12 protein-coding genes and 1 tRNA gene are annotated in these 11,335 nt (G+C 61.5%); 7 read left to right on the top strand and 6 right to left on the bottom strand.

Annotated elements, in window-relative coordinates; translation table 11 throughout:
• From ACOI1H_RS20935 to ACOI1H_RS20920, 4 genes are all read right to left on the bottom strand, one after another.
• The coding region (locus tag ACOI1H_RS20935; protein ID WP_422439905.1) for a glycosyltransferase at nucleotides 1-1,395 on the bottom strand (1,395 nt) is incomplete at its 3' end.
• Nucleotides 1,307-2,476, bottom strand: a complete 1,170-nt coding sequence (locus ACOI1H_RS20930) for an HlyD family efflux transporter periplasmic adaptor subunit (RefSeq protein ID WP_422439903.1) — start codon at nucleotides 2,474-2,476, stop codon at nucleotides 1,307-1,309. The genes ACOI1H_RS20930 and ACOI1H_RS20935, both read right to left, overlap by 89 nt.
• Before the next feature lie 261 nt (nucleotides 2,477-2,737).
• On the bottom strand, nucleotides 2,738-3,736 hold the full coding sequence (locus ACOI1H_RS20925) for a glycosyl hydrolase family 8 (protein WP_422439901.1): 999 nt from the start codon (nucleotides 3,734-3,736) through the stop codon (nucleotides 2,738-2,740).
• A gap of 392 nt (nucleotides 3,737-4,128) precedes the next feature.
• Nucleotides 4,129-4,218: transfer RNA gene (locus tag ACOI1H_RS20920), tRNA-Ser, on the bottom strand.
• A 158-nt stretch (nucleotides 4,219-4,376) separates the two neighbouring features.
• Here ACOI1H_RS20920 and ACOI1H_RS20915 point away from each other — a divergent pair.
• Complete coding sequence (locus ACOI1H_RS20915) at nucleotides 4,377-5,219, top strand: DUF2059 domain-containing protein (protein ID WP_422439899.1); 843 nt, start codon at nucleotides 4,377-4,379, stop codon at nucleotides 5,217-5,219.
• Here ACOI1H_RS20915 and ACOI1H_RS20910 read toward each other — a convergent pair.
• Nucleotides 5,207-5,533, bottom strand: coding sequence for a hypothetical protein (locus ACOI1H_RS20910; RefSeq protein ID WP_422439897.1), 327 nt, complete (start codon nucleotides 5,531-5,533; stop codon nucleotides 5,207-5,209). The genes ACOI1H_RS20915 and ACOI1H_RS20910 overlap by 13 nt on opposite strands.
• Before the next feature lie 184 nt (nucleotides 5,534-5,717).
• On the opposite strand from ACOI1H_RS20910, the gene ACOI1H_RS20905 reads away from it, so the two are divergent.
• From ACOI1H_RS20905 to ACOI1H_RS20880, 6 genes are all read left to right on the top strand, one after another.
• Nucleotides 5,718-6,398, top strand: coding sequence for a 50S ribosomal protein L21 (locus tag ACOI1H_RS20905; RefSeq protein ID WP_422439896.1), 681 nt, complete (start codon nucleotides 5,718-5,720; stop codon nucleotides 6,396-6,398).
• Nucleotides 6,399-6,410: 12 nt separating this feature from the next.
• A complete protein-coding gene (rpmA, locus tag ACOI1H_RS20900) occupies nucleotides 6,411-6,680 on the top strand; it encodes a 50S ribosomal protein L27 (protein WP_072855858.1) in 270 nt (89 codons plus the stop codon).
• A 112-nt stretch (nucleotides 6,681-6,792) separates the two neighbouring features.
• Entirely contained in the window at nucleotides 6,793-7,335 is a 543-nt protein-coding gene (locus ACOI1H_RS20895; RefSeq protein ID WP_422439895.1) for a GNAT family N-acetyltransferase, read from the top strand.
• A gap of 72 nt (nucleotides 7,336-7,407) precedes the next feature.
• Nucleotides 7,408-8,454 carry a GTPase ObgE gene (gene obgE, locus ACOI1H_RS20890; protein ID WP_422439893.1) on the top strand — a complete coding sequence of 349 codons (1,047 nt, stop codon included), beginning with the start codon at nucleotides 7,408-7,410 and terminating at the stop codon, nucleotides 8,452-8,454.
• On the top strand, nucleotides 8,442-9,548 hold the full coding sequence (gene proB / locus ACOI1H_RS20885; RefSeq protein WP_422439891.1) for a glutamate 5-kinase: 1,107 nt from the start codon (nucleotides 8,442-8,444) through the stop codon (nucleotides 9,546-9,548). The genes obgE and proB overlap by 13 nt, the downstream gene beginning before the upstream one ends.
• A gap of 14 nt (nucleotides 9,549-9,562) precedes the next feature.
• A complete protein-coding gene (locus tag ACOI1H_RS20880; protein WP_422439889.1) occupies nucleotides 9,563-10,807 on the top strand; it encodes a glutamate-5-semialdehyde dehydrogenase in 1,245 nt (414 codons plus the stop codon).
• Here ACOI1H_RS20880 and ACOI1H_RS20875 read toward each other — a convergent pair.
• On the bottom strand, nucleotides 10,804-11,335 hold a 532-nt coding region (locus ACOI1H_RS20875), incomplete at its 5' end, for a histidine phosphotransferase family protein (protein ID WP_422439888.1). The two genes, ACOI1H_RS20880 and ACOI1H_RS20875, sit on opposite strands and share 4 nt — an antisense overlap.

Raw genomic sequence — 11,335 nt, 5'->3', positions numbered from 1 at the left:
GGGGACAACCATACCCCGACTTAGCAGGTTCAGGACAATCAGAATCCAAACATAATAAGCGCCAAAATATCCAATAACATCCGGTAGAGTTGCGTTCACGACCGTGATGTTTCCGAACCAGTACAGCAGCGGATAAACGAAAGAGGCAATCCGAAACGGAAAGGTCGTCAGCCAGTAGAACACAGAGTCCGCGACGCTCCATCTGTCCCGAAACCGAAGATTATTTTTACCAAAGGGACCAAGGTTCGATCGCGCGATCTGCATCAGGCCAAGGCACCAGCGCGCGCGTTGCGTCACGTATTCCTTCAATCCTTCGGGGGCCAGACCCTCTGTCAGTGGCTCTGCCAGATAGACACTGGCCCAGCCCGCATTCTGTAACGTCAGGGTCAGCATGAAGTCTTCGGTGATACTTTCTGTCGAAAATCCACCGATGTCTTGTATCGCGGACCAGCGCGCCATCGACGACGTGCCGCAGCAGAATGCAATCCCCCAGCCATCCCGACATGGCTGCATGTGGTCAAAAAAGAACCTTTGTTCGTCGGGGTAGGACCCACTGAGCCCAAGGTTGTGCTGGATTGGATCCGCGTTAAAAAAGTGCTGTGGCGTTTGGACCAGACCCACTTTTGGGTCGTGAAACAACGCCATGGAGCGTGAGATGAACCCTCGGTGCGGCACAAAGTCCGCATCCAGCACCGCTATGAAATCCGGCTGCACCGGATCCTTTGCGAGAAGACCAAGAGTGTAGTTGATGTTGCCCGCCTTCGATCCCTTGTTGTCCGGGCGTCGGACATAGCGGACACCTTGTTTGGCACAATAGTCCTGCAGCCAGTCCCGCCGCCCGTCGTCCAGAATGACGACTTCCTTGTTATCGTGCCGCAAAGACTTGGCACCGATAACCGTGCGTTCGAGGACATCTAGCGTCTCGTTGTACGTTGCAATAAGAATGGCAACCCGGGGACTTTTATCGCCCCACCACCTTGCGTGGCGCGTGGCCTCGTCACTACGTTGTGTGACGCGCGACATGATAACGAAAGCGCTCATTGATCCAGCCAATGCCAGCATTTCAAATGCCAACAGTGACCAGCTTGCGAGCATATCGAAAGTGAAGCCGAATGGTGCAATAGTTTGCGTGGCGCGCCAGAATGCATAGCGCAGAGCGAGAAGACCTGCGATTGTTAATATAAAAGACCGGTGCCAAGTGTTGGTTCGGTCCAATATGAGGGGGAGAATGGTCCCGCAACCGAACAATAACAGCAGCAGCGCAGCGCTGGTCTCAACCTCTGTCATATTGGGATAATACATGTGATCAAAAAAGCCCACGCACGCCATCAAGTGGGCGGCGTTCAAAGAACGCACGACCGGTGCGACCGATGGCGCAGGATAGATCCGGATCATTCGCGATACCGGCCACCAACAGGGTCACATCGTAGCGTTCAAGATGTTTCGGGCTGGGGGCGACTGCAAGGTTCCGATAGATTGTCGCAGCACCTGCACCCGCCAAGCGCGACACAGTTGCGTCAAAGATCCGGTTCCTACCTGCGGGCCGAAATTTGGCGGGCTGACCGATCGTCAAGGTATTGTAGATCCTCTCGCTGACCGACAGGCTGACCATTACGGACCCACAGTCGACCATCCGGAACACCGGGTCACCCCGTTCGACACGTTCCTGGTCGGCAGCCAGAACCTCCCATAATAAGCCGTTGACCGGCGCAGCAATATTGCCCCCTGTTAAACCGTTTACGCGTTGTCTCTCGCGACCAATACGGGAGGCGACAGCCAATTGTCGGGCTTCGACATCTGCGATGGACGTGTTCGTGGCAGCCATCTCGCTTCGCATTTCCACAGCGCGCTGCTCGGCGTTAGGTGCATCGTTGTAGCCACCCCCCAAAAATACGCCTGCCTGTGCCGCGCTTAAGGCAACTTCCAGAACTGCCACACGCTCTCTGGCGTGATCAAGCGCGAGGCCGGGAATGCGCGGCTCAGCTGGCAATGCATTGGCGGGGGCACCGAAGGATTCTAAGGCCGCATCACTCTCCGCCTCGCTCTCCCCTGATAGTTCAATCAGCGCAAGGCGGTCTCGAGCGTGATCAAGCATGATCGTGATCTCTTCCATGCGATGTCGCGAAAAGATCGCAGATCTCTTCTCTAGTTTGCCTAAAATTTCTTGCGTCGCGGTCTGATACGCAGTCAGACGCGACAATTCTGACAATAGAAAGTCCCCCTCCATTATCAGATCGTTCAGGCGAATAATGTCGACCAGCGGATCGGTCACCGAGGCCAGAACTTCGCCCTGCCCAACTTTCGCACCAAGGGCGCGACGTTCCATGTCGATCCGGCCTGAGACATCACTGCGGACAGTCACCAAGCGCGCGTTGATGAAGGCATCGGCACTCGCGCCCGCCATCTGCTCTCCGACGATGATCCACAGGGCAACGATGATGGCCACAGCACCCAGCACAAAACGTTTGTATTTCATGATGACACCTTTGGCCGCCTACAAGTCCCCTTCTCGATAGCAGGGGAATCGCGTTTGGGTATGTCTCGTCACGTAGAGGTCGAAAATCATCGAAAACTGACCACGAACGCAGCGAGAGAGCCCAAAAGTTCACGCTCCGTTCGCCCTCTTCGCGCTCAAATTTCCAAACGCGATAGCCCTGTTCTCGATAGGGGGAATTTGTGTCGAAACTTTGCTGTGGAAGCGGCGCTGACAATGCTAGAATTTTGGCTGCCGCACCCTTCAGGTCCGGCAGTCCCTCGATTCTCTTGCCGCAACTTCTGACAGAAGTTGCAATGTCGCGGGGTAATATGATTGACCATTCAAATCGTCGCGCAAGACGCCAAGCGGCGCGCAAGTCGCGAGGCCGGCAATCGCAAGGTATCCCCGCTGATCACTTTGCGCCGCCAGTCCGCCATCCGGACGCGTCACGACAGCCACATGACCCGGGATGCCTGCCGTCGCAAAGGTCGCGGCCGCACGTGCGACCCCAGGATGGTCGAAATTGTCTGACCATATCAGGAATAGTGGGACGCGCAGCGCATCATAGCCCGAACTGCGCCCCGACTCTGTCGCAGTTGCGAAGCCATTGCGCGTCACGAGGATCCAGTCAGGCACAGGCCCGATGGCTGCAAGCTCCGACAACACCTGTTCGCCATGGTCTGCTGCTGCAATCAGGCTGGGCTGGTCTGCCACGAACCCAAGCTCGCGCAGGGCCCGTGGCATGATGTATGACGGATTGATCAGGATCCCTTGTTCATAGGACCGTGCCTCTGCGCCCGGCGTCAAAAGCGGGGCGATTGCCTCTCGCGGGTCGGGCTGGATGCAAAGTGACGCGATATCCCGGACGATGTTGGCAACATCGTCCCCGTTGACGTTCCACTGTGAATCGCGCCTTGCACGCAGTAGCGCCCAAGCGCGGAACAGATCGCCATCGGTGGCATTCTGCCAATCGTGACGTGCGACGCCCCGCCCCGTGTGCCAGCGCCATGCCATCAGGTGATCTTGCCGGACTAGCAGATTCGCCCGGGTCCAGTTTTCGATGCGATCGAAGGCATCTCGATCCCCGTTGGCCTGCGCAAGCAACGCACCATATCCCTGACCTTCCGAGTGACTGATGCCGCCATTCTGCTCATCAATCACGCGGCCATCACCCGACAGAAATCTGGATTTCCAGGTCGACCAAAGGATTGATCGGTTTGTCGGCAAATGACTGCCAGCATAACCCGCAGTCGATTTCACGAGGGAGACAGCAAGTAAAAGACCGCCTTTCACCGCGCTGCGACGGCTCCATCTGAATTTGTCATTCGTCTGCAAAAGGTTCGTCCGATATTTTTAGCCTTCAGCACGGCAAATACACGCCTGTGGAATTTGAAGCTGTAGTTTCATCCCGCAAATGTTGGACCGCTGGCGGCTCTTTTGCAACAAAGCCTTGAGGCAGGCAGACAATGATCTAAGGCTTGGGTCAGTGGTGTGACAAAAAATTCAAGACTGCTGACGTTTGACATATCGGAACACTACGCAAAGGAAGGAAAACCGGACATTGGCTTTCGTTCAAGCGTTTTAACTATGTGGGGTAAGATGTGGGGTAGAGCCAAAAATCATAAAAATAATACAATGATTGCAAGGGTCTGTGGCGGAGAGACAGGGATTCGAACCCTGGGAACCCTTGCAGGCTCAACGGTTTTCGAGACCGCCACGTTCGACCACTCCGTCACCTCTCCGCGCGGGGGTCTTAGTAGGCGGGATTTAGAACGCGCCAAAGCAAATCGCAACCCCCTGCGGACGGCGGCGCTGACTTTGTCGTGCGCAGGTCGCAGGCGTGCTTGGATTATCCCGCATCACCCCCTATCAAGTGGCGACCCTGCTCGAAGGACGCCCCATGCTGCACGCCATCCGCACCGCTTTCCTTGCGCCCCTCGCGCTGATTGCCCTCGTTCCGCTGGCGCAGGCCCAGACCACGGATGCCGAAAAGACGGCAGCCCTGTTCGATGCGCTCGGCCTGCCCGACATGATCGCCATCATGCGCGAGGAAGGGCTGGCCTACGGAGACGAGATCGCGACCGACCTCTTGTCAACGACGACAAACGCCAAGTGGGACGAGACTGTCAGCGATATCTACGATCTCGACCGTATGCGCGACGGCGCGGCGGCCGCACTGGATGCGGCACTCGCGGGCAACGACGTCGACGCCATGCTGGCCTTTTTCACGTCCGATCTGGGTGCAGAGATCATCACGCTTGAAACCTCGGCGCGCCGCGCCCTGCTGGACGATGCCGTGGACGAGGCGGCCAAGCAGTCCGCCGGTGTGGCGTTGGAGGCGGACACGCCCCGGTCGCAACTTGTCACCCGCTTTGTCGAGACGAACGATCTGATCGACACCAATGTCGTCGGCGCGATGAACGCGAATTTTGCCTTCTACATGGGTTTGCAGGATGGCGGCGCGTTCGACGCGGAGCTGACCGAGGATCAGGTCCTGACGGACGTAAACGATCAGGAACCGCAGATCCGCCAGAATACGACCGAATGGGTCTACGGCTTTCTGATGATGGCCTACCAGCCGCTGAGCGACGACGAACTGCAGGCCTACATCGATTTCTCGGCGACGGAACCGGGCCAGCAGCTGAATGCCGCGATGTTCGACGCCTTCGATCAGATGTTCGTGACGATCAGCCGGCAGTTGGGGCGGGCGTCTGCGGAATACATGGCCGGTCAGGACATCTGAGAGCCGCCCCAGACCAGCAGCGCCTGCGTCAGCGCGCCGGGGTTGGCATCATACAGTCCCGCGTCGCGTTGCAACTGGATGATGCGGGCAGGGCGATCCTCTGATGGCACCCCCGCCGCGTCGAAGGCCGCGGTCAGCGCCGGACCGCCGCCCGCATCGATCTGCGCCATGATCGCGGGAAATTCGGACTTCACCGCGACTTCGACGGCACCGCGCTGATTGTCGGGCGCGGTAAGCGCCGAGGTGACACCGGTAAACGGATTCTCGCCGGTGCAGGCACCGAGCAGGATGAGGCAGGGTAGGGCAAAACGCATGAGTGAGCCTTGTTCTAAGGGGTTGACTTGACGGTCAGTTGGTCAGATAAGCCGCCATCTCGGCAAGTCACTTGTCGGGACCTATACATGAATTCGCCCACGGGCGCGCTGTTGACGGGTGGCTTTGGCCGCAAACGCCCTTGATCGGGGACCTGACCGACGCGAAAGACAAAAGGAAAGACCTATGTTTGCGGTTCTCAAGACCGGTGGCAAGCAATACCGCGTCCAGTCGGGCGATGTGCTGCGTGTCGAAAAGCTGGATGCACAAGCCGGCGACGAAATCCAGTTCAACGATGTCCTGATGGTCGGCGACACGATCGGCGCACCGCTGGTCGAAGGCGCTGGCGTCAAGGCCACCGTGATCGACCAGATCAAGGGCCCGAAGACGATCAACTTCGTCAAGCGTCGGCGCAAGCACGGGTCGCAGCGCAAGAAGGGTCACCGTCAGCAGCTGACGCTGGTGCGTATCGGCGACATCCTGGAATCCGGTGCCGACAAATCCGGTATCCGCGCCGCCATGTCCGGCCGTGGCATGGCCTTTGCGACCGGAGCCGTGGCGATGGCCGCCGCCGGTGCCGCCGCGGCCTATGCCGCGACCCGCACCGCTGACGAGAAGCCGGCTAAGGCCGACAAGAAAACCGCCGCCCCGAAAGCCGCCGAGGCCTCGGGCAGTGACGACCTCAAGCAGCTGTCGGGCGTTGGCCCCGCGTTGGAGAAGAAGCTGCATGCCGAAGGCATCACCACCTTCGCCCAGATCGCGGCCTGGACCGATGCCGACATCGAGGAGTTTGGCGAAAAGCTGAACTTCAAGGGCCGGATCGAGCGTGAAGGCTGGATCGAGCAAGCCAAAGAACTTTCGAAGTAAGGAGACCGACACATGGCACACAAAAAAGCAGGCGGTTCATCCCGTAACGGACGCGACTCAGCCGGTCGTCGTCTTGGCGTGAAGAAGTTCGGTGGCGAAGTCGTCATTCCGGGCAACATCATCATGCGTCAGCGCGGCACCAAGATGTGGCCGGGCAACGGCGTCGGCATGGGCAAGGATCACACGATCTTTGCGACCGTCGAAGGCAACGTGCAGTTCCACAAGGGCCTGAAGGGTCGCACCTTCATTTCCGTCCTGCCGGTGGCCGAGGCCGCCGAGTAAGCCGAACGCCCGACATTGCAAGGGGGATCGGCGCAGGCCGGTCCCCCTTTTCTATTTCGCGCCCCCTGCAACCCAAGGGGCGCATCATCGGTTTTGAGGAGGAGCGAAACCCATGATCCAGTCACCGGTGACGTCACAGGAGACCTATGTCTCTGACCGTTTCACCCTGCGTCCGCTGCGCACCGCGGACGTTGGCCTGATTTCCATGTATGCTGGCGATCCCAAGCTTGCACGCGCGACGCGCGCCATTCCGCATCCGCTGCCGCCCGGAACCATCGATGCGATGATCGCCCGCGCGTCCCATCCGGACCGGGTAGAGGATATCTGGGTCCTCGACGGGTCCTGCACTGGCCACGCCGAAGTGCTGGGCCTGATCTCGCTTGCCCATATGGACCGCGCCCAATCCGAAGTCTTCTACTGGGTGGCCCCCGCCTTCTGGAATGTCGGTTTTGCGACCGAGGCGGTGCGAACGCTGCTGTCGCACAACCCGCACCGCGCGCGCGAGTATTTCGCCGAAGCCTTTCAGGACAGCCCCGGTTCCGCCCGCGTGCTGACGAACTGCGGCTTCGACTACATCGGCGACGCCGAAGCCTGGTCCGTCGCGCGCGGTGCCTTGGTGCCGACATGGACCTACATGCTCAAGACAGGGCTGTGAAACGCCATCCCGGCTTGAGAATGTTTGCAGACTGACGTAACAGCGCCGCTTAACTGTCCGAAAGCCGAACCGATGAAATTCCTCGACCTGTGCAAAGTGTATATCCGGTCCGGCGGCGGCGGTGCGGGCTGCGTGTCGTTCCGGCGCGAGAAGTTCATCGAATACGGTGGCCCGAACGGCGGCGACGGCGGCAACGGCGGGTCGGTCATCGCGGTCGCGGTGGACGGGCTGAACACGCTGATCGATTTCCGCTATCAGCAGCACTTCTTTGCGCAATCCGGCCAGCACGGCATGGGCCAGCAGATGACCGGCGCGTCTGGCGACGACATCATCCTGCGCCTGCCGGTCGGGACCGAGATCATCGACGAGGACGAGGAAACCGTCATCGCCGACCTGACCGAAGTGGGTCAGACCGTGGTTCTGGCGCGCGGCGGCAATGGCGGCTGGGGCAATCTGCACTTCAAATCCGCCACCAATCAGGCACCTCGCCGCGCCAATCCCGGGCAGGAAGGCGTGGAACGCACGATCTGGCTGCGGCTGAAACTGATCGCGGACGCAGGTCTTCTTGGCATGCCGAATGCGGGCAAATCGACGTTCCTCGCCGCGACCTCGAACGCGCGACCCAAGATTGCGGACTACCCCTTCACGACCCTCGTGCCGAACCTTGGCGTCGTCGGTGTGGACAACGTCGAATTCGTCGTGGCCGACATTCCCGGTCTGATCGAAGGCGCCAGCGAGGGGCGGGGTCTGGGCGACATGTTCCTGGGCCATGTCGAACGCTGCAACGTGCTGCTGCATCTTGTCGACGGCACGTCCGGCGATCCGATGCAGGACTGCGCGACCATCGTGCAGGAACTCGAGGCTTACGGCGGCGACCTTGCCGACAAACCGCGCATCACGGTTCTGAACAAGATTGATGCGCTGGACGCGGAGGAACGCGCCTTCCTGAAGGACGAGATGGAGGCCAGCATCGGTGGCCCCGTCATGCTGATGTCCGGTGTCACCGGCGAAGGCGTCACCGATGTCCTGCGCGCGCTGCGGGCCGAGATCGACGAAGGCCGTCTGCGCGACCGCGTGGCGACGGCGGCACCCGTCGAGGACGAGCCATGGCAACCCTGACCGACGCCCGGCGTCTGGTGGTCAAGATCGGGTCTGCCCTGCTGGTGGACCGCGACACGGGGGCCTTGCGTGCCGATTGGCTTGCCTCGCTGGCCGAAGACGTTGCACAGATCCGGGCGCGAGGCACCGACGTAATCCTCGTGTCGAGCGGGTCCATCGCGCTGGGGCGGGGCGTTCTGGGCCTTGGGCGGGGTGAATTGCCGCTGGAGCAGTCGCAGGCCGCCGCCGCCGTCGGTCAGATCCAGCTTGCGCGGGCCTATCAGGACGTGCTGGACCCGCTAGGCATCGTCACCGCACAAGTACTTGTGACGCTTGACGATTCCACGAACCGCAGGCGCTACCTGAATTCCCGCGCCACGATGGAGACCTTGTTGTCCCTTGGCGTGGTTCCGATTGTGAACGAAAACGACACCATCGCGACGGACGAAATCCGCTATGGCGACAATGACCGGCTCGCGGCGCAGGTGGCCGTGACGGTCGGTGCCGATCAGCTGATCCTGTTGTCCGACGTCGACGGGCTGTATACGGCCAACCCGCAGACCGACGCCGCGGCCCGGCACATTCCGACTGTGCCGCAGATCACGCCGGCCATCTTTGCAATGGCGGGCGATGCCGTTTCCGGCCTTTCAAAAGGCGGGATGAAGACCAAGGTCATGGCGGCGCGTGTCGCGACCGAGGCGGGCTGTGCTTTGTGCATCACGTTAGGATCGCCACAGAACCCATTGTCAGCGTTGCAGAACGAGGCGCGCGCGACATGGTTTACCGCCCAGACCACACCGCAGGCGGCCCGCAAGCGCTGGATCGCCGCGATGAAGCCGCGCGGCATCTTTGCCGTCGATGCCGGTGCCGTGGTCGCGCTGCACGGTGGAAAAAGCCTGCTGCCCGCAGGTGTCGCGGTCGTGACCGGGACGTTCGAGCGGGGCGATCCGGTCGCGATAACGGGGCCGGACGGGGCCGCGCTTGGCCTCGGGCTGACGAACTACAACAGCGCCGAGGCGGTGCAGATCAAGGGGCACCGCAGCGCCGATGCCGCTGCGATCTTGGGATACAAGGGGCGCCCTGCGCTGATCCACCGCGACGACATGGTTCTTTAGGACGGGAGACCCGCATGACCGACACGATGACCGCCATGGGGCGCGCCGCCCGCGCCGCCGCACAGGAACTGGCGACGGCCGACGGGGCGACCAAGACCCTTGCCCTGAATGCGGCTGCCGATGCGATCTGGGACACTCGCGCCGCGATCCTGTCCGCCAATGCAAAGGACATGGACTACGGCCGCGACACGGGTTTGTCGCCCGCGATGATGGACCGTCTGATGCTGGACGATGGCCGGATTCAGGCCATGGCCGATGGCCTGCGCGCCGTGGCGTCACAGGACGATCCGGTGGGTGCTGTCATTACCGCCTGGGATCGGCCCAACGGACTGCACATCGAACGGGTCCGCACGCCGATCGGCGTCATCGGCGTGATCTACGAAAGCCGTCCCAATGTGACCGCCGACGCCGGGGCGTTGTGCCTGAAATCCGGCAATGCCGTGATCCTGCGCGGTGGGTCGGAAGGGTTCAATTCCTCGACCGCGATCCACGCGGCGCTGGTCACCGGTCTGCGCGCCGCCGGCTTGCCCGACGCCGCGATCCAGCTTGTGCCGACACGCGACCGGGCCGAAGTCACGGCGATGCTGCACGCGGTCGACCATATCGACGTGATCGTGCCGCGCGGTGGCAAGGGCCTTGTCGGCCTCGTGCAGCGCGAAGCGCGCGTGCCAGTCTTTGCCCACCTCGAAGGCATCTGTCACGTCTACGTCGACGGTGCGGCGGATCTGGACAAGTCCCGCGCCGTCGTGCTGAACGCGAAGACGCGACGCACCGGGATCTGTGGCTCTGCCGAATGTCTGCTGATCGACCGGGCGTTCTGGAACCGGCACGGATCGGTCCTCATCCGCGATCTGCTGGCCGCCGGGGTCGAGGTCCGGGCGGATGGCGATGCGCGCATCGATGGCACCGTGGCTGCGACAGAGGCCGATTTCGGACACGAATTCCTCGACATGATCATCGCGGTCCGGATCGTGGACGGCGTGGACGCGGCCATCGCGCATATCCGCCGCTACGGGTCCAACCATACCGAGGCGATCCTGACCGAGGACGATGCCACAGCCGACCGTTTCTTTCGTCAGCTCGATTCCGCGATCCTGCTGCGCAACGCCTCCACCCAATTTGCCGATGGAGGCGAATTCGGCATGGGGGCCGAGATCGGGATTGCCACGGGCAAGCTGCACGCGCGCGGCCCTGTGGGCGCCGAGCAGCTGACCAGCTTCAAGTACCTCGTGACCGGTGACGGGACGATCCGGCCCTAGGCCGGTCCAAAGGTCGCGACCAGAGACGTGTCGCTGCGCTGGATGCGCAGCACATCGCCCGTGCCTTGCATCACCTGCGGCAGCAGCGCGAACTGGACCTGCGCAGGCGAGGTCGAGACGACGGTGCCGCCGTCCAGCCCGTTCCACAGCCCGTCGTCGAATCGCAGAAGGTCCGCCGTCGCGGTCAAGGTCCAGTGGGTGGCGTCGCGGATCACGGTAATGTCGCCGCCGTGGATCATCGCCGTCTCGAAGCACATGAACAGAAGAAAGCAGGTGCGCACGTCAGCGCGGCTGGCGTCGCCCAGGCATTGCCAGTCGTAACTGATCCGTCCGCCCGCTGCCATGTCCGACAGAACCTTCAGCACCTCGCGCCGGGGAAAGGCCTGACCGGTGGGTGCGGCACCGAACGCGATACGAAAGAACCGGATGCGCGCGCTGGCGTTCTGCACCGAATCGACGATCAGCGCCATTTCGGCGCTGGCGTCGCCTCCGCCGGTCAGCGACATCAGCTCCACCCCGTTGCCGATG

Origin of the sequence: Loktanella sp. DJP18 (assembly GCF_049310965.1) — a bacterium.
GTDB lineage: Bacteria > Pseudomonadota > Alphaproteobacteria > Rhodobacterales > Rhodobacteraceae > Loktanella.
The sequence above is the reverse complement of the archived record's forward strand: the minus strand, read 5'-3'. Positions and strand labels throughout refer to the sequence as shown.